The 19,232-nt window shown below is 51.0% G+C and carries 20 protein-coding genes; 1 reads left to right on the top strand and 19 read right to left on the bottom strand.

The annotated features are described in order from the left end of the window. Window positions 1-375 precede the first annotated feature (375 nt). From JYB63_RS21510 to JYB63_RS21490, 5 genes are all read right to left on the bottom strand, one after another. Window positions 376-978 carry a Yip1 family protein gene (locus JYB63_RS21510; RefSeq protein WP_205659984.1) on the bottom strand — a complete coding sequence of 201 codons (603 nt, stop codon included), beginning with the start codon at window positions 976-978 and terminating at the stop codon, window positions 376-378. 141 nt (window positions 979-1,119) lie between these two features. Further along, window positions 1,120-2,028, bottom strand: a complete 909-nt coding sequence (gene cyoE, locus JYB63_RS21505; RefSeq protein ID WP_205659983.1) for a heme o synthase — start codon at window positions 2,026-2,028, stop codon at window positions 1,120-1,122. After that, window positions 2,015-3,034: a COX15/CtaA family protein gene (locus JYB63_RS21500; RefSeq protein ID WP_205659982.1), complete on the bottom strand. Its 1,020-nt coding sequence runs from the start codon at window positions 3,032-3,034 to the stop codon at window positions 2,015-2,017. Before JYB63_RS21500 ends, cyoE begins: the two co-directional genes overlap by 14 nt. Before the next feature lie 5 nt (window positions 3,035-3,039). Then, window positions 3,040-3,489: a redox-active disulfide-containing membrane protein gene (locus JYB63_RS21495; RefSeq protein WP_205659981.1), complete on the bottom strand. Its 450-nt coding sequence runs from the start codon at window positions 3,487-3,489 to the stop codon at window positions 3,040-3,042. Between the two features lie 8 nt (window positions 3,490-3,497). Continuing rightward, window positions 3,498-4,244 carry an SURF1 family protein gene (locus JYB63_RS21490; protein WP_205659980.1) on the bottom strand — a complete coding sequence of 249 codons (747 nt, stop codon included), beginning with the start codon at window positions 4,242-4,244 and terminating at the stop codon, window positions 3,498-3,500. A 51-nt stretch (window positions 4,245-4,295) separates the two neighbouring features. Here JYB63_RS21490 and JYB63_RS21485 point away from each other — a divergent pair, with 51 nt between their 5' ends. Further along, a complete protein-coding gene (locus JYB63_RS21485) occupies window positions 4,296-4,517 on the top strand; it encodes a twin transmembrane helix small protein (RefSeq protein ID WP_374730443.1) in 222 nt (73 codons plus the stop codon). On the opposite strand, the gene JYB63_RS21480 is transcribed toward JYB63_RS21485, so the two are convergent. From JYB63_RS21480 to rluD, 14 genes are all read right to left on the bottom strand, one after another. After that, entirely contained in the window at window positions 4,518-5,402 is an 885-nt protein-coding gene (locus JYB63_RS21480) for a cytochrome c oxidase subunit 3 (protein WP_205659979.1), read from the bottom strand. It abuts the gene before it with no gap. Then, window positions 5,399-5,971 carry a cytochrome c oxidase assembly protein gene (locus JYB63_RS21475; protein ID WP_205659978.1) on the bottom strand — a complete coding sequence of 191 codons (573 nt, stop codon included), beginning with the start codon at window positions 5,969-5,971 and terminating at the stop codon, window positions 5,399-5,401. The genes JYB63_RS21480 and JYB63_RS21475 overlap by 4 nt, the downstream gene beginning before the upstream one ends. Window positions 5,972-5,980: 9 nt before the next feature. Further along, entirely contained in the window at window positions 5,981-7,564 is a 1,584-nt protein-coding gene (gene ctaD / locus JYB63_RS21470; protein ID WP_205659977.1) for a cytochrome c oxidase subunit I, read from the bottom strand. A 9-nt stretch (window positions 7,565-7,573) separates the two neighbouring features. Continuing rightward, window positions 7,574-8,689: a cytochrome c oxidase subunit II gene (coxB, locus tag JYB63_RS21465; RefSeq protein ID WP_205659976.1), complete on the bottom strand. Its 1,116-nt coding sequence runs from the start codon at window positions 8,687-8,689 to the stop codon at window positions 7,574-7,576. Window positions 8,690-9,055: 366 nt separating this feature from the next. Continuing rightward, a complete protein-coding gene (locus tag JYB63_RS21460) occupies window positions 9,056-9,289 on the bottom strand; it encodes a hypothetical protein (RefSeq protein ID WP_205659975.1) in 234 nt (77 codons plus the stop codon). 114 nt (window positions 9,290-9,403) lie between these two features. Continuing rightward, a complete protein-coding gene (msrQ, locus tag JYB63_RS21455) occupies window positions 9,404-10,009 on the bottom strand; it encodes a protein-methionine-sulfoxide reductase heme-binding subunit MsrQ (protein WP_205659974.1) in 606 nt (201 codons plus the stop codon). After that, window positions 10,000-11,013: a protein-methionine-sulfoxide reductase catalytic subunit MsrP gene (msrP, locus tag JYB63_RS21450; protein WP_205659973.1), complete on the bottom strand. Its 1,014-nt coding sequence runs from the start codon at window positions 11,011-11,013 to the stop codon at window positions 10,000-10,002. The genes msrQ and msrP overlap by 10 nt, the downstream gene beginning before the upstream one ends. A gap of 24 nt (window positions 11,014-11,037) precedes the next feature. Then, window positions 11,038-11,835, bottom strand: a complete 798-nt coding sequence (pssA, locus tag JYB63_RS21445; protein ID WP_205659972.1) for a CDP-diacylglycerol--serine O-phosphatidyltransferase — start codon at window positions 11,833-11,835, stop codon at window positions 11,038-11,040. A 133-nt stretch (window positions 11,836-11,968) separates the two neighbouring features. Continuing rightward, a complete protein-coding gene (locus tag JYB63_RS21440) occupies window positions 11,969-12,724 on the bottom strand; it encodes a type 1 glutamine amidotransferase (RefSeq protein WP_243432108.1) in 756 nt (251 codons plus the stop codon). Window positions 12,725-12,779: 55 nt separating this feature from the next. Then, on the bottom strand, window positions 12,780-14,075 hold the full coding sequence (gene ubiM, locus JYB63_RS21435; protein WP_243432107.1) for a 5-demethoxyubiquinol-8 5-hydroxylase UbiM: 1,296 nt from the start codon (window positions 14,073-14,075) through the stop codon (window positions 12,780-12,782). 37 nt (window positions 14,076-14,112) lie between these two features. Beyond that, entirely contained in the window at window positions 14,113-14,547 is a 435-nt protein-coding gene (locus JYB63_RS21430; RefSeq protein WP_205659970.1) for a GFA family protein, read from the bottom strand. 152 nt (window positions 14,548-14,699) lie between these two features. Then, the gene (clpB, locus tag JYB63_RS21425; protein ID WP_205659969.1) at window positions 14,700-17,288 is read right to left on the bottom strand and encodes an ATP-dependent chaperone ClpB; all 2,589 of its coding nucleotides are present in this window, start codon (window positions 17,286-17,288) and stop codon (window positions 14,700-14,702) included. 158 nt (window positions 17,289-17,446) lie between these two features. Continuing rightward, complete coding sequence (gene pgeF / locus JYB63_RS21420) at window positions 17,447-18,175, bottom strand: peptidoglycan editing factor PgeF (protein WP_205659968.1); 729 nt, start codon at window positions 18,173-18,175, stop codon at window positions 17,447-17,449. Then, complete coding sequence (gene rluD / locus JYB63_RS21415) at window positions 18,172-19,140, bottom strand: 23S rRNA pseudouridine(1911/1915/1917) synthase RluD (protein ID WP_205659967.1); 969 nt, start codon at window positions 19,138-19,140, stop codon at window positions 18,172-18,174. Before rluD ends, pgeF begins: the two co-directional genes overlap by 4 nt. Between the last annotated feature and the right edge of the window lie 92 nt (window positions 19,141-19,232).

Here is a 19,232-nt window from a genome sequence, read left to right as displayed (position 1 = left end):
TCAAGCGAGGTGCGTATTCTACTCAACACCCGGTGGAAGTCAACGGTTATTTTCAGAAGATTTTGATTAATTCCGAAGAAGTTATCAAAACCGGAAAAGTAACCTTTTGTTCCGGTCGAATCAGTTATCTCACACTTTAAAACAAGTTGTTTTTCAGCGGGTTATTCTGACTCTCATTAAGTGCATTTTGCTGCGTTGTCGCGGCCCTGTGTCTCAATGTGGGGGCGTATTATAGGCACGCTGACCGAAGAGTCAACAGCCTTTTTGAATAAAACTGAAATTAGCTTTTCAGGCAGTCATTAACGTATATCAGGAACATAAAAAACCCCGTCTTATCAGACGGGGTTCACCACCCTGAACCTTATTTATATTTTGTTATGACACATAGCTTAGCGGCACAACGGTTTGCCATAAAAGCACACTGGTAACAATCATACCCACCAGCGTACACAGGCCGACTGTCAGTATTGAAGAAGAAAAGAAGAATGCACGGTCTTCAGGAATCTCCATTATGACCGGCACACCCACGTATAACAGGTAGACCGAATAACAGAGCGCCGCCAAGCCGACCAGCACATTGAACCACAGCATTGGATACAGCCCTGCCAACCCGGACATAAACAACGGTGTCGCTGTAAAGGTTGTCAGTATCAGACACTCATTCATATCCACGTGACCGCCATAGGTCTTTTCCATCCAGTGAATAGAATAGGCAATAAACGCTACCGCAACCCAGCAGGCAAAGTAAAACGCTACCGCTGCTGATAATGCACTTCCCACCGTAAGCTTAACGAAATCATTACCGGTCAGACTCCAGCCTATCTGTGTAGTACCGATAAACATGCACACTGCAGGAATAGCTGCCAGGATACTGATTTGCGCCATAAAGACATGCGCAATACTGTAGCGTTCTTTGTGAATGGATCCCCACTCTTCTTTCGGGTGGTGAAACATGCCAACCATATGATGTATAAACATGATACTTCTCCTAATTTTGAATTTAAGGCGTATCAGTTGGCTATGACCGACTCCCATTTTTCGGTATTAAGCGTACTCACGCCCCAATTACGCAGCTAGGTCCGTAACCTGTTGCCGCTCCATCAGACACTCATCTTTCCTCTAGAGTCCGAATACTAATTCCATTGAATAATGATCAATTAACAACACCACAAACAGCCACATTATGTAGTAGATGCTGTATCTGAACATGGCCATCTGGCTACCGGATACATCGGTAAATACTTTCCAGCCCCAGTGTAAGAACCTTATGTTCAGTACGCTGATCCCCAGTAAATAGATCAGCCCGCTCATGCCTGTTAAATAAGGTAATGCTGTTGTGGCCACCATTAACAGGCTGTATAGCAATATCTGTATCTTTGTATATGTCTCACCATGTGTCACCGGCAACATTGGAATACCTGCATTCTGGTAATCAGCTTTTCTGGCCAGACACAGTGACCAGAAGTGCGGCGGCGTCCACGCAAATATTATCAGTACTAATAATAGACTGTTCGCTTCAATACTGCCGGTTATTGCCACCCACCCCAGCATCGGGGGCGCAGCACCGGCAATACCGCCGATAACAATGTTCTGTGGTGTCGCTCTCTTCAGATACACCGTATAGACCACCGCATACCCCAACAGAGCTAACAGTGTCAGTACCGCCGTTAACGGATTCACTAACAATGCAAGTATTGTCAGACCTGTTACAGAAATAACACAGGCAAACATCAATGCCTGTTGCTGTGAAAGCCTTCCCTGAGGTAAAGGCCGGCGACGGGTACGGTACATTTTTTCATCAATTTTATTATCCAGTACATGATTAACAGCCGCCGCGCCTCCGGACGCCAGACCGATACCAACCGTGGCCCACAGCACCAGATGCCAGGGTGGCAACTCAGTACGCGCCAGAAACATGCCGACAATTGCCGTCAATAACATGACAGCAACAACCCTGGGTTTACACAGTTCCAGATAGTCCCGCCACTGTACATGCTGAAGACTTCTCACGGATTTAGACTGCGCCATAGTGCACCTCCGTTCTGACTCTCTGATATAGCCAAAGTAAACTGACCAGCAATAACACCGCGCCTGAATGATGCGCCATTGCCAGCCCCAGCGGTAAACCGAAAATAATATTGCCAATGCCCAACCCGATCTGAGCCGCGACCACCAGCAGTACACACACCAAAGGGCTGCGCAGCGCCGGCCGGCGAAACAGTATTACTGCCATTATTAACAGATATGCACACAGCAACACCGCTACCCCTCTGTGTGTCATCTGGATCGCCGCTCTGGCTTCCAGCGATAACATGCCGCCTTCGTAATTCGGACCGATCGGTGCGGAAACATCAAAACCCGTTTTAAAGTCCAGCAGGACTGTCTGATCATCCGCACACTGCAACCAGTGAGGGCATGACCAACCTGCATAGTTAGCACTGGTCCATCCTCCCAGCACCAATTGAGTAAACAGCAGTATTACTGCACCTCCCACCAGCCAGTGATGGCTTTTTCTTTGCTGTTCTTTTGCCGGAGAGTCCTTCAGCCGCTGATATAATCTGATCAGTAAACTCAGTGTCAGCAGGCCCCCCAACAAGTGCAGGGTTACCACCACCGGTAACAACTTTAATGTTACCGTCCACATACCGAATAGCCCCTGTGTTATCACCAGCAACAAGAGTCCGTATGACAGATACACAGGATAATCCCCTTGCTTACGATGGCGATAAGCGAACCAGGCCAACAGCATAATCACCATACCCAGTGATGAAGCCAGATAGCGGTGTACCATCTCGATCATGCCCTTGCTGACGTCTACCTGTCCGCCGTATGTCTCTTCAGCAAGCGCAATTTCTGTCGGTGTCATTGGCACGACAACCTGCCCGTAACAACCGGGCCAGTCCGGACAGCCAAGCCCGGCATTATTCAGCCGGGTCCACGCCCCCATGGACACCACAACCAGCGTCATGAGAATGGCCAGCAAACAGATTCGCACCGGCCAGTAGTTTTGACGATCAGAGCTGTTCAGATGCATAGGGCTCACCCGATCTTGGATACTTTAAGAAGACGCTTCAGGTCATCCAGAATATCTCTGGGAGACTGCTCCAACCGGTAGCTGAGCACCGGGTTACCCAGAGGGTCCACCAGCACAATGCTCTGCCCGGCACCGACAGTTACATTTGCCAGCCGAGGTTCTACCCGGTCTGAATCACGCCCAAGTGCGGTCTTAATTTTATCCAGACGCTGCATCCACGCCTGGCAATCAGACTGGCACTGCGGACTTAACATGATCAGTTGCCAGCGACCATTCGCAACCACCTGCTCTCCCTGTTGCAGCGGGATCTGCTCATTGTCACTGATAATCAGTGCACCGTTATTCACTTTTCCTGCAGGTTGCCACCAGCCACCAAAGTAGCTCAGCATGGCAAAGAACAAAGGCAATACGGCAACACCAATCACTAACCAGAGGCTGGAAACTTTTGTCATCATTTACCCCCTTATTCAACTACAAGCTTTATTGTTTGCAGATCTTTGCGCCAATGGCGCCAGCCAAACACAATCAGGCATACGGTTAATGCAATACTCATCATGAACCACTGAAAGGCATACCCTATATGCCGTTCAGGCGGCATATTCACAGGCACCCATCCAACCTGAACATCCGGCAATACAGGCTTGCTCATTCTTATTACCTGCGGATAAAGCTCCACATCCAGGGCAACGGATATAGCCTGCAAATCAATCTGCTGAATCCGCTGTGGCCAACCTTCCTGCCAGTCCGTATGGCCTAAAGTAAAACCCCGCACCGGTGTCATTAAGCGTCCTGTTGCATCTATGTCCCCGACAGGCAAAGTAACATCCGGTAAATACTTCCTGTCAGGATCCGCGGGCAGCCAGCCCAGATTCAGTAACACATACTGTGGTGACGCCTTCACATCTAATATCACCAGCACTTCGTAACCCACCTGCCCCTGCCAAACACGGTTATCCAGAAACAAAATTCTCTGTTGCAGCAACTTTCCTTGAAGCTCAATTTGCCGGCCATCGTACTCAGCTGTATCAGTACTGTGGACAGGTAATGCAGATAACACCGAAGCCGTTGATTCCCAACGCACCAGAATTTGCTGTTTTTGCTCTGCACGCTCCAGCTGCCAAACCCCTAATCCCGACATAACCGGTACAAGCACCACCAGCAGTCCAAAAACCAACCGCTTGCGCCAACCCCAGCTATGTTCTTTACTCATATCAGTATCCCTAAAGCGGATTGAGTTTTACCGACACGGAGATTGCAGATCATGCTGATAAAAACTGCCATTCTGATTGTGCTTGCCGCGGTACTGTATTCACTGTTCTCCGGGCTTTACTATCTGGTCCGCGACCAGGGTGCTTCCCACCGCACCTTACATGCCCTCTCCGTGCGTATTACTCTCACTGTCCTGCTGCTTGCCTTACTTATTTACGGTTTCTATTCCGGTGAGCTGATGCTACGCAGCCCCGTGCCTGTGATTACTGAATAATCAGAAGACATATACGAACAGAAACAAGCCGATCCAGACCACATCCACAAAGTGCCAGTACCAGGCAACGGCCTCAAAACCAAAGTGTTTCTCACTGTCGAAATGCCCTTTAAGAATCCGTAGCCAGATAATAATCAGCATCAGGGTTCCCAGCGTCACATGCATACCGTGGAATCCGGTCAGAATGAAAAAGGTGGCACCGTAGATACCCGCATGTAACGTCAGACCCAGTTCGTTATAGGCTTCGGCATACTCAAGTGCCTGGAAGTAAACAAAAACGAGTCCCAGCAAAATCGTAATAAGCAGCCAGAGCTTGATACCTCCCCGGTTATCCTTCTTCAGGGCGTTGTGCGCGAAAGTAACCGTGATACTTGAGGTCACCAGTATGACGGTATTGAGTAACGGTACATGCCAGGGGTCAATCACCGCCTGCGCCCCCGGAAACAATTCCATATCGGGGGTATTTAATAACGGCCAGGTGGCTTCAAACCCCGGCCAGAGCATATTCGCCGCACCTTTTGCCCCTTCACCACCTAACCAGGGAACCGCGAGTGTACGTACATAAAACAGGGCACCGAAGAAGGCTGCAAAAAACATTACCTCAGAGAAAATAAACCACCCCATCCCCCAGCGGAATGACCGGTCCATCTGCGCAGAATACAGGCCAGCCTGACTCTCCTTAATCACATGGCCAAACCAGCCCACCAGAATCAGCCCAAGGAGTAAGGCACCAATCAGTAAGGTAACCAGACCCGCGCCACCACCGGCATCAGCCGATAAAGCGTTAATCAGACTGCCGGCACCAAACGCCATAAGAAACAGCGCAACAGATGCCAGAATCGGCCAGCGGCTTTCCTCGGGGACGTAGTAGGTTTCATGACTCATAGTTGAACCTCCTCACTGCCTGACGCAGCGGCGAGTGTATCTTCAGGTGTAATATCGAAAAGGGTATAAGAGAGGGTGACCGTCTTAATGTGCTCAGGTAGGGCATCATCCAGTACAAACAGCAGAGGCATTTCCCGCTGCTCCTTAGCATTCAGTGGCTGGCGGTCAAAACAGAAACAGTTCACTTTACGCAAATACTGCGCAGCTTCAGCCGGCGCCACGCTGGGTACGGCCTGGGCAATCATGTAGCGGTTTGTAGGATTGGTGGCTATATAAGCGGTTTGTTTCATCTCACCTATATAGACTTCCATACTGGATTCGCTCGGCCGGAATTTCCATGGCATTCCGGCATTATTCACCGCAATCAGTTGTACCTGTATCCGGCGGCTAACATCGCTGGTCACGGCTTCTTCAAGGGGACCGGTATTCAGCACCTTGCCGTTGAGGCCGGTTACCCGGCAGAAAACATCGTATAAAGGCACCAGAGCAAAACCAAAGCCAAACATCAGCACACAACTGAGTGTCAGGCGAAGAATCAGGCGGCGGTGAGTTGCTCTTTGCTCAGCCATAAGATCACCTTAATCAACCTTCGGCGGCTGGCTGAAACTGTGATACGGCGGCGGTGAAGACAGCGTCCACTCCAGCCCGTGAGAACCTTCCCAGACACGGTCAGTTGCTTTTTCCCCACCTCTGGCACAACAGACAATATTGTAAATAAACAGTAACTGCGCAAAGCCGAACATAAACGCCCCGACAGATGCCACCATATTGAAATCAGCAAACTGTAAGGCGTAATCCGGAATCCGGCGCGGCATGCCCGCCAGACCAATAAAGTGCATCGGGAAGAAAGTAATATTCACACCGATGAATGACAGCCAGAAATGCAGCTTGCCCATGGACTCGTTATACATATTGCCGGTCCATTTCGGTAACCAGTAATAGGTCGCCGCCATAATCGAGAATACCGCCCCCGGCACCAGCACATAGTGGAAATGAGCAACCACGAAATAGGTATCGTGATACTGAAAGTCCACCGGTGCAATCGCCAGCATCAGCCCGGAAAAACCGCCAATGGTAAACAGCACCACAAACGCCACAGCAAACAGCATCGGCGTTTCGAAGGTCATTGAGCCGCGGAACATGGTGGCGATCCAGTTAAAGACTTTTACCCCGGTCGGTACCGCAATCAGCATCGTGGTGAACATAAAGAACAACTCACCGATCAGCGGCATTCCCACGGTAAACATGTGGTGTGCCCAGACAATAAACGACAGGATCGCAATCGAAGAGGTGGCATACACCATTGAGGTATAACCAAATAATTTCTTCCGGGCGAAGGTCGGAATGATCTCCGACACGATACCGAAAGCCGGCAGGATCATGATGTACACCTCAGGGTGACCGAAGAACCAGAACACGTGCTGGAACAACACCGGATCACCACCACCGGCGGCATTAAAGAAACTGGTACCGAAGTGAATATCCATCAGCATCATGGTCACCACACCGGCCAGTACCGGCATAACAGCAATCAGCAGAAATGCTGTGATCAGCCAGGTCCATACGAACAGAGGCATTTTCATGAACGTCATGCCCGGAGCCCGCAGGTTAAAGATGGTAGCAATGATGTTGATCGCCCCCATGATGGAACTGATCCCCATCATATGAACGGCGAAGATAAAGAAAGTCACACTGGGAGGAGCATAGGTGGTTGAAAGCGGAGCATAAAAGGTCCAGCCAAAGTTTGGCCCGCCGCCTTCCATAAACAGAGTCATCAGCATCATGCTGAAGGCAAACGGCAGAATCCAGAAACTCCAGTTGTTCATCCGGGGGAGCGCCATATCCGGTGCGCCGACCATCATCGGTATCATCCAGTTAGCCAGCCCGACAAATGCCGGCATCACCGCACCAAACACCATGATAAGACCATGCATCGTGGTCATCTGATTGAAAAAATCAGGCTGAATCAACTGTAATCCCGGCTGAAACAACTCCGCCCGAATGGTCAGCGCCATACAGCCACCCACCATAAACATCACCAGGCTGAAAATCAGATACATGGTGCCGATATCTTTATGGTTCGTGGTATACAGCCAGCGGGTAATGCCTTTAGACGGGCCGTGGTGATGACCCGTTGAAGCAGTTTGCTCAAGCGTACTCATACCCACCCCCTACTCTTCTTTCAGCTGTTTTATTTGCTGCGGTGTGATCATGCCGCCATCATTGCCCCAGGCATTACGCTCATAGGTAATAACTGCTGCCAGATCCACATCGCTTAACTGCTCACCGAACGCCTGCATTGCCGTACCGGTCCGGCCAAACACCACAATCCGGGCATGTTCCATAAGACCGTCGCTGGCCATCAGCGGTGTATTCACCAACCCAGGGAAAGCTCCCGGAATACCCTGACCATTTGCCTGATGGCATGCCAGACAGCTGGTTTTGTAAACTTCTTCACCCTTGCTGATCAGCGCTTCCTTCGTCCAGGTCTGTTCCGCTGCAGCCTGCGCAGCCTCCTGCGCCTGAGTCTGGGACGCTAACCACAGTTGATAATCCGCCTCACTGCGGGCATCCACCACCACCGGCATAAAGCCATGGTCCCGGCCACAAAGCTCCGCGCACTGCCCCCGATAGATGCCTGGCTCATCAACAATCGTCCAGGCTTCGTTAATAAAACCGGGAATCGCATCCTGCTTAACCGCCAGTTCCGGCACCCACCAGGAATGAATCACATCATTAGCCGTAATCAGGAAACGGACTTTCTTACCCACCGGAATCACGACCGGACGGTCCACCTCAAGAAGATAATGCTCTCCCTTAGCTGCCTCGTTATTGATCTGATCCTTAGGGGTAGAAAGATTACTGAAGAAATCAATATCCTGACCCAGATACTGATAGCGCCATTTCCACTGATACCCGGTGACCTGAATATTGATATCTGCTTCAGATTTGTCATACATCTTGATCAGGGTTTGGGTGGCAGGCACCGCCATGGCGACCAGAATGCCGAACGGCACAATCGTCCATAGAATTTCCACCCAGAGGTGCTCATGAAAATGCTGAGCTTTAGCGCCCCGGGATTTGCGGTGATAAACAATCGCCCACAGCATTACGCCAAACACCACTACCGCGATAGCGACGCAGACGTAAAAAATAATCATATGAAGATCAAAAATGGCGTGACTGATTTCCGTCACGCCCCTCACCAGATTTACTTCCCATTCCGCAAAAACAGCTGGCGAAATGACAAACCCTGACAGCAACAGGGCCAATCGGTTGCATCGCATACACAGGTCTCCTTGCTACCGGTTAACGGGTAAAATTAAACGGTTTCGCCTCAGGGCCTTTCTTGTTTTTTATTCTTCAGCAATTAACAACTTAGTCGAAGGAAGTATAGCAGCAGATATTCAGAGGCAAGGTGAGGAAGCCGCGTGAGCCGGGAACCCGGCGATGAGAACAGGTATACAAACCGGGCCCGAGACAGCATGAAACACGGGCCACAGCCAAATGGCATAAAACAGAAAAAAACATGAAAAAAAATCCCGGAACTGGTCAAGAAGCCACCAAAAACAGGATTTAAATCAGTCATAACTCCATCAGTTTTATGTTACAAAAAGTATCGGATTCGCTTCTGCGAAAAAGTCTGTATTTACTCAACTGAGCAACCCGTTCAGTAATCCATAAAGCGCTGCAATGATAACGACAATAAGCACCGCACTTGCCAATACCGTCAGTAATAAAGTGACAAAAGGAAAGCGATTTTCTTTACCCTTCCCTGCAGAATGAGGGTGGGAAACAGACAGGAAAACTAACAGAAGTTTGAAACAGCGCAGTGCTAATTGCTTACATTTGAGCAAAACTGCAGCCACTGGATCTGAATTAAACATAATACCTCCCGGCCAACATGTTGATTGGAAGGAAAGCCAGAGCAGGCATTTATCAGGCTAAATACTCTGCTTCGTTAAATCACTGTTGGCAGGCTATCGCGCTGAACCGGATGTTCAGCGCTGATATTTAAGGTATAGACGATATCCCAGTAATACCGCCAGTATCAGTCCGTAGATCAGTTGCTCATAGAAGCTGGCCCGGATTTGCCAGATAAAATGCAGCATAACCAGCAAGCTGGCAGGGTAAATCCAGCGATGCAACGACTTCCAACGTTTGCCCAGCCGGCGCATCATAGATTTGGTGGAGGTAATGCCCATCGGAATAAGAATGAGCAACGCCAGTGCGCCGACGATGATATACGGACGCTCAGTCAGTTCACGGAAAAACAGATCAGACCGCCAGCCAATCAGAAAAGTACAGAACGCCAGCAAGTGCAAGATTGCATAAAACAGGGCATACAGCCCCATCATGCGGCGAAACTTTAGCGCCCAGCTCCAGCCAAGCGCCTGCCGCGCAGGAGTAATTGCCAGGGTAATCCACAGAAAGTTAATGCCCCAGGTGCCCATCTCATCAACGATGAACTTGGCCGGATCAGTCCCCAGATCATTGCTGACACCCAGCCATACCAGATTTGCCAGTGGCAACAGCGGTAGCAAAAAGAATAACCACCAGCGCAGGCGATTTCGGATAACCGGTGAAAATGGCAGACTTAATACCATTTCTTAAGGTCCATCCCCTTATACATGTGTGCCACTTCTTCGCCATAACCGTTGTATGGCTGGGTATCGACAATATTAGGAGATAGCAGCGAAGACGGTAAACGGCGCTCAGTTGCCTGACTCCAGCGGGGATGATCCACTTCCGGATTTACATTGGCAAAGAAGCCGTACTCACCCGGGGCGATAATGTTCCAGCTACTGGCCGGCATTTCTTCCACAAACTCAATCTTAACGATGGATTTAATGGATTTAAAACCGTACTTCCACGGTACCACTAACCGCAGCGGCGCACCGTTCTGTGGAGGTAAGGCGTTCCCGTACACCCCGACCGCCATCAGCGTCAGCGGATTCATTGCCTCATCCATCCGCAAACCTTCCACATAAGGCCAGTCGATGGTTGAGAAAATGCTGTCCTGTTCTGGCATCTGTTCTTTATCAACCAGGGTTTCAAAACGGACAAACTTCGCTTTAGAGGTAGGCTCAAAACGCTTGATCAGATCCGCCAGCGGGAACCCTAACCATGGAATAACCATGGACCAGGCTTCAACACAACGTAACCGGTAAACCCGGTCTTCAAGGGCATGGGGTTTAAGAATATCTTCCAGATTGTATTTACCCGGCTTGGCCACTTCACCGGCAATTTCAACCGTCCAGGGGTCGGTTTTAAAATTCTGCGCTTTACGTACCGGGTCCCGTTTATCGGTACCGAACTCATAAAAGTTATTGTGCGTAATCGCGTTGTAATAAGGTGCCGGTTCTTCCGATGTGGAAAAGGCATCGTTACGGACAGCTGCGGCCAGTTGAGCACGCATCCACTCAGGGCCGGGGTATTGCGGTAAGTCCGCAGGAATATCATATTCCAGTGCCTGCGCGATGGATGGCAGACCAAGAGATGATACCGCCGCCAGGCCGAGACCGGCTTTCATAAACTGGCGACGATTACGGTAAATCGACTCGGGGGTTATCTGCGAAGACTTAATAGAATCAGGCTTTTTTATGAGCATTTAACACCCCTTGGGAACTATTCTCTACGCGCGCGTTTTACGCTTGCGCACCAACCATAATATCGGACCAGACAGGCTGTAACCGAGGATCAGTAACCACAGAATAATCGGTGGGCTGATCGAGATAACCCCAACCACCAGCACAATGGCCAGCAGAATCATAAACGGGATTTTGCCTTTCGGATCAACGTCTTTAAAACTGTAATACAGAACATTACTGACCATCAAAACGCCAACAAGTGCCACGTAAACAGCAATTAAATACGCATAGCCGGTCACGTCCAGGTCAAATTCCACACTGGCCCATACCAGACCGGCAACCGCTGCTGCCGCAGCAGGGCTTGGCAAACCGATAAAATAGCGCTTATCCACAGACCCGATCTGAGTGTTAAACCGGGCCAGACGCAGGGCCGCGCCCGCCACATAAATAAAGGCAGCAAACCAGCCAAACTTACCCGCTGAGCTGAGCACCCAGCTAAAACTGACTAACGCCGGCGCAACACCGAAAGAGACCATATCAGACAGTGAATCATATTCTGCACCGAAAGCACTGGAAGTATTGGTCATCCGGGCGACACGGCCATCCAGCCCGTCCAGTACCATGGCAACAAAAATCGCAATAGATGCACTGGCAAAATCACCGTTCATACCGGCAACAACTGCATAGAAGCCGGAAAACAATGCGCCAGTTGTAAACAGGTTAGGTAACAGGTAGATACCACGGCTGCGTGGCTTAGGACTCTCCTGTTGATTTTCGGGGCTTTCAGGTGGGTTAGCAGAACCGTTGTCTTCAGCGTGTTGATTATCGTGCTGATCGATCATGATATGTTTTCACCGCATATTATTAAGAAAGTGGGCACATTCTACTGCCGTGCCTGTATGAAAGCTAATTTCTACAACAGTTCCGGTAAATTTACGGTAAACAAGCGCCTGAATCCTATAGATTTCAGGCTCATCAGGCGAGTAAAACCCGTTCAACAAAAAGCCGGGGCAAGGCGTTTGCGACGGGGGTTTCACGGGCGGAACTCAATACCTGGTCCAGTTGGCCATCACCGTCGGTATAGTGGGCTTTATAGAATGTCAGCCGTTCGACCAAAGTGTCACGATCCACTTCCGGATGAAACTGAAAGGCCCAGAAATCGCGCCCTTCTACCCTGAAGCTGTGCATACACTGATCAGTATAAGCCAGTAACTGACAGTTCTTCGGCAAAGCAGCCGCATACTGACGGTGTACCGATATCGCCAGAAATTCATTCTCTATATCACTGAATAGCGGATCTGTTTTGGCGTGAGGTGTCAGCAGAATGGGCAGGCTGCCCATTTCAAAATCAGCATCTTTATTGAGTATCTCTCCCCCCAGTGCCAGTACTGCCAGCTGAAACCCGAAGCAGGACGCAAATACCGGCAAACCAGTATCTGCACAGTGCCGGATTAACCGCAGGCAAGGATCAATAAACGTAAACTCGTCAGGCTTGAGGACATTTGCTTCACTGGCACCGCCGACCCACAGCGCATCGTATCCGTCTGCAGCCGTCGCAGGAAAGTCCGGTGTATCAAACACATTCAGCACATCAATCTGACTGCGGGCCAGCCCGCTGAGAGTAGCAAAGCTCTGCAACTCCTCTTCCCTCACCTGCGGACTGTCACGAATCTGCAGCAACAGTGTTTTCAGCTGATGTTTTCCGCGTTTCTGTGTGTACGTTTCAGACATAGATGACATCCCGGCAGCTGGAAGATCACCTGATCATAACGCGAAGCCCCGCGACTTAAAACCGCGGTAACCAGGCCGGCGCAGCCGGCAAATCAGGTAAACGTTCCCTGAGTGAAGGCAAACCTTTTTCTGTCAGTTTAGCGGTTATCAGCTGTTTCAGCGGTGCACAGTTATTTGCCAGTCGCATAGTCAGCTTACGGGCCAGCTTGGCAGGCAGACGATCATCGGTGAATAAACCAACGACTAAATTCGTCCCGTGATAGATTGGCCGGGTCGCCAGCATATGTGACCGCTGATATCCCTCCAGTAAACCTGAAGAACCGATATCCTGACTTTTAGCCGCCGCTTTCAGCACCGCTTTCGAAAGGGTTTCCTGACTTTTCAGTCCCAGGTTAAACCCATGGGCGGTTACAGGGTGCATTCCCACTGCAGCATCACCGATCACCGCAAAACGCCGGGCAACAAAGCGCTTGGCATGAACGCCTACCAGCGGATAGAGATGACGCGGGCCACACAATTTCATACTGCCCAACTGTCCTTTAAGCCGCTGCTCAATGTCCGCTTCAAACTCAGCTTCCGGCATTTTCTGAATCGCCTCCGCTTCATCACTGCCCACGGTTACCACGATTGAAGACCGGTTGCCGGCCATCGGCAACAATGCCAGCGTACGGCCATAATGGAAGCATTCTATGGCTGTTTGCTCATGATCCCCGGTATGGTCCATCCGGCACACAATTGCACTGCGGGAAAAATCATTCATCATCGCAGCAATGCCCATTTTACGGCGGGTTTCCGAAAAACGGCTGTCCGCGGACACCAGCAGATCGCATTGCACCCGACTACCGTCCGACAGCACCACCCAGGCATGTTCATCACAACTGCCCACATCTGTAACCGAAGTTTCTGTCATTAACGTGATGCTGTGCTGCTGATCCGTTCCGAAGGTGGCTTCAAAATAAGCCTGGCGAATCGCATGATTAGGAACCAGATAACCAAGGGCCTCAAGGTCCTGACGCTGATTATCAAAATCGAGAGAATAGTCTGAGTCGCCATCCACCACCCGGGCAGCACAGATAGGTGCAATATCTTCTTCTCTGAGCTGGCCCCAGGCACCGCTTTGCTGCATCAGTTCAACCGACTGATGGGTCAGGGCAATTTCCCGGCCATCTTCAGCCGGTTCACGTAAACTGGCCTCAGTGGCTTTTTCAACCACCAGCACCCGTAAATCAGAATTCCCCAGCGAACGGGCAAAACTTAACCCCGCAGGCCCTGCTCCTATAACCACCACATCGTAATGCATACCCAGCAACCTCCTCTTCAGTAACCGGGATACACTACTCTGACTGCCCATGCGAAACACCGACCTGAATCAAGCTTCATTCAGAAAGCTATTTTTCCGGCAGGCAATCCCACTCAGGAAGGTCTTTAGCGGGCTGATACCAGTCTGCTGCGGAGGCCCTGAATACATTCTGCTGAGGTTCAATACCAGGATGGCTATCCAGTGTTCCGGCAGGTATTACCATCGCTTTGCCGGACTTCGCCAGCCACGGCAGTGAAGAGCCACATTTTTTACAGAATGCCGTCGTAAAATGCTTTGTCTCTTCAGGCATAAACGTACCGATCTGCTGGCTGCCGCTGAGCCAGCTGAACTGCTCAGGCTTAACCAGAATATTCGCCGCATGGGCGCTGCCGGTAAACTTACGGCACCGGGAACAATGACAGTATTGAAAGATGCCAAGATTACCATCCAACTGATAGGTTACTTCACCACACAGGCAGCTGCCGGTTCCCTGCTCAGGGGAATCTGTCTGCACGTCCTGCATAACGCCTCCTCTATTTTCACAGTCCGAAGAACATTACCGGATTACAGCACGGTCTGGCGGTATTTGTCGCTTACCTGTTGGTCTGAAAAATAAAAACCCCATGGCTATCAATAACCACGGGGTTCATCATCAGCGGAAAAAATGGTTATCCGTTAACGGAACACAAACTCTCCGGCTTCAACATCTACAGCAATTTCACTGCCACTGCTGAAGTCACCGGCCAGCAAGCGCTGTGCCAAAGGATTTTCAATCCATTGCTGAATAGCCCGCTTCAGGGGTCTCGCACCATATACAGGCTCGAAGCCCACATCCACCAGCTTATCCATCGCGGTAGAGGTCAGCACCAGGCTGAGTTCTCTTTCGGCCAGACGGCTGCGCAGACGCTGCAGCTGTATCTCAGCAATCCCACGGACCTGTTCTTTACCCAGGCTATGGAATACCACCACTTCATCGATCCGGTTAATCACCTCTGGTCGGAAGTGAGTGCCTACTACCTCCATAACAGCATTACGCATCAGGCTGTAGTCATCATCACTGCTGAAGTTCTGAATCAGATCCGATCCCAGATTAGAGGTCATCACCACAATGGTATTGCGGAAATCCACCGTGCGTCCCTGTCCATCCGTCAGGCGACCGTCTTCCAGCACCTGCAGCAGAATATTAAAAACATCCGGATGAGCTTTTTCCACTTCATCCAGTAACAGCACGGAGTAAGGTTTACGGCGTACTGCTTCCGTCAGGTACCCACCTTCCTCATAACCGACATAGCCCGGGGGCGCGCCTATCAATCGCGCCACAGAATGCTTTTCCATGAACTCAGACATATCGATGCGCACCATGGCATCGGTGGTATCAAAGAGGAAGTTAGCCAGCGCCTTACACAGTTCAGTTTTACCCACCCCGGTTGGCCCCAGGAACAGGAAAGAACCGTTTGGCCGGTTCGGGTCAGCCAGACCTGCCCGGGCACGGCGTACGGCATTGGATACGGCCCGCACCGCTTCTTCCTGACCGATTACCTGCTCATGCAGCGCATCTTCCATACGAAGTAACTTGTCTCGCTCACCTTCCAGCATTTTCGACACCGGAATACCGGTCCAGCGGGAAACAACTTCGGCAACTTCTTCCTCACCGACCTTATTACGTAACAGCTTATTCTGCTGTTCGGCATGATCTGCTTCTGCTTCAGCCTCGGAGGCCGCCGCCAGCTGCTTTTCCAGCTCCGGAATCTTGCCATACTGCAGTTCAGACATCGTACTCAGATCACCGGCACGACTGGCCTTCTCCAACTCAATCCTGGCCTGATCCAGCTGTTCTTTAACCTGCTGAGAGCCCTGCAATGCAAGCTTTTCAGCATTCCAGATTTCTTCAAGATCCGCGAATTCTTTTTCGATATCACTGATTGCCGTTTCAAGTTCCTGCAAGCGCTTCTTCGCCGCCTGATCTTTTTCCTTTTTCAGGGCTTCGCGTTCCATCTTCAGCTGAATAAGGCGACGCTCCAGCCGGTCCATACTTTCCGGTTTGGAATCCATCTCCATACGAATACGGCTGCCGGCCTCATCGATCAGATCAATTGCTTTATCCGGTAACTGCCGGTCAGTGATATAGCGCTGGGATAACTTGGCGGCGGCGATAATTGCTGAGTCAGAGATATCCACACCGTGGTGTATCTCATAGCGTTCTTTAAGACCCCGCAGAATTGCTACGGTATCTTCTTCGCTCGGCTCATCCACAATGACCTTCTGGAAACGACGTTCTAACGCGGCATCTTTCTCCACATACTGACGATACTCATCCAGCGTTGTGGCACCGACACAGTGCAACTCGCCCCGGGCCAGCGCAGGCTTGAGCATATTACCGGCATCCATGGCCCCTTCACCCTTACCGGCGCCAACCATGGTGTGCAGCTCATCAATGAACAGAATGATCTGCCCTTCCTGCTTCGACAGTTCGTTCAGCACCGCTTTAAGGCGTTCCTCAAACTCACCGCGGAACTTGGCACCGGCAATCAGCGCGCCCATATCCAATGACAATACTTGTTTGTTCTTCAGCCCTTCCGGCACTTCACCATTAACGATGCGCTGAGCCAGGCCTTCAACAATGGCGGTTTTACCCACACCCGGCTCACCGATCAGCACAGGGTTATTCTTGGTACGGCGCTGCAACACCTGAACGGTACGGCGGATTTCGTCATCACGGCCAATCACAGGGTCCAGCTTACCGGCTTCAGCCCGGGCGGTAAGATCAATGGTGTACTTATCCAGGGCCTGGCGATTTTCTTCGGCATTGGCCGAGTCCACACCTTCACCGCCACGCAGTTGCTGCACCGCAGCGGTCAGACGCTGTTTATCTGCTCCGGCCGCTTTAAGCATTTTGCCCACGCCGCTCTTGTCATCCAGCATTGCCAGTACAAAAACTTCACTGGCGATATACTGGTCCTGCCACTCACGGGCCAGTTTTTCAGTCAGGTTGAACAGCTTGCCAACGTTAGGGGAAAAGCGGATATCACCGTCACTGTCAGTCACCTGTGGCAAGTTAGTGTATTCCTGCTGGACGGCATTACTCAGCTGCTGGGTATTCACCCCCGCCTGCGATAATAACGGCCGGATAGAACCACCCTGCTGATCAAGCAGCGCTTTCAGGATATGAACCGGTTCGATGTAATTATGATCTTTGGCAATCGCCAGTGACTGGGCATCAGCCAGAGCTGACTGCAATTTGCTGGTAAAACGTTCGGGATGCATTGAAACCCTCCTTAAAATTATCTGCACCACTGGCCGTTATGATATCCGGGCTCTGAACTGGCCCGCGGGACGGCTGGTGAGTTAATAACTTAAGTAGGGACTGGCTGAATAAAATTCAAGCCGGCAAATAAAATTAAATTAGCAAAAACTGATATACGTCAGTTTGCAATCCAGATTGCGCTGGCCATACGGCCAGTAACGCCATCACGGCGGTAGGAATAAAAATCATCGGCCTGAGTAAAGGTGCAATGCTCACCACCAGAAATCCGTTCAATGCCAAGGTGTTGTAACCGCAGACGGGCCAACTGATAGATATCCGCCAGCCACTTGCCAGCATTTGCCGACGGCTTAAATGCTGTTTCAGAGGCAGGCAGGAAATCACAGAACTGCTGGCGCACTTCTTCACCCACTTCGAACGCATCCGGGCCGATCGCCGGTCCAAGCCAGATGTGAACGTCCTGCTGGTCAGAAAAGACCTGAAGAGTATTTTCCACCACACCGTCCACCAGTCCACGCCAGCCCGCATGAGCAACCGCCACCCGGGAACCGTCAGCACTGCTGATAAACACCGGCAGGCAGTCAGCGGTCATGACGATACACACCTGACCGGGCTTATCCGTCCAGCAGGCATCAGCTTCAGGCACATTACCCTCAGCAGATGCTTCAACCACAATAGTACTGTGCGTCTGTTGTAACCACTGTACCGCCTGCCAGCCATGTTCACCGGCCAGTAAACGGCGGTTTTCTGCCACCCGTGCCGGGTCATCCGCCACGTGATCACCCAGATTCAGCCCCGCATACACACCCTCGCTGCAGCCTCCCAGACGGGTGGTGGTAAAACCATGAATGTTTGCAGGAGCCTGCCAGTCCGGGCGAATCAGTTTCATAGTTCGTCTTCGTGTGCCTGAGTGTCATCTTTCAGATTAGCCAGCAAGGTCTGAATATCTTCCGGAAGGTCGACTTCCCAGGACATCAACTCGCCTGTTGCCGGATGGAACAGTTCCAGGCGCTTGGCATGCAGCGCCTGACGCTTAAAGTCCCTCAGGTTCTGCTGCAGCTCAGGAGAGATACCTTTCGGCAGACGGAAGCGACCACCGTACATCTGATCACCGATCAGCGGGTAATTGATATACGCCATGTGTACCCGGATCTGGTGGGTACGGCCGGTTTCCAGCTTCAGACGAATATGGGTGTGTGCCCGGAATTTATCCAGCACCCGGTAATGGGTAACGGCTTCTTTGCCCAGACCCACTACCGCCATCATCTGGCGGTTACGGGAATGCCGGCCAAGCGGCTCATCTACCGTACCGCCCCCGGTCATCACATTATTCACCACCGCTTCATATTCACGGCCCATGCTGCGCTCCTGCAACTGGGAGACCAGCTCGGTCTGTGCCTGAATCGTTTTGGCCACGACCATCAGGCCGGTGGTATCCATATCCAGCCGGTGAACAATACCGGCCCGCGGTACCTGTGCAATCTCCGGATTGTAATGCAGCAAGCCATTCAGCAGGGTATCGTCCCAGTGACCGGCCGCCGGATGCACCACCAGGCCTGCAGGCTTGTTGATGATCATAATGTGCTCATCTTCAAAGATGATATCCAGTGGCATCTCACGGGGCACAAAGCTGTCGATAACATCCAGCTGTGCATCAATGACAATTTCCTCACCGCCAAATACTTTATCCCGGATTCGCCAGCTTTTTCCGTCTACGGTCAGGCTGCCGTCTTTAATCCAGTTTTGTAGTCGTGAACGGGAGTAATCCGGGAACAGATCTGCCACAGCCTGATCTAACCGTTTACCTATTAGCCCGTCCGGGACGGTTGCACTTAATTGCACCTGCTCTGTCATGCTATATTTTCTTCACTTTTTGAGTCCTTTATGCGGTTTCCTCACACAAAGGCTGTTTGATGCTTTGGCTTAACATCGGGTTATGGTTAAAT

The sequence above is a fragment of the Aliamphritea spongicola genome (assembly GCF_017051665.1).
GTDB lineage: Bacteria > Pseudomonadota > Gammaproteobacteria > Pseudomonadales > Balneatricaceae > Amphritea > Amphritea spongicola.
Note: the sequence above shows the minus strand (reverse complement) of the source record. Positions and strands in the feature narration are given on the sequence as shown.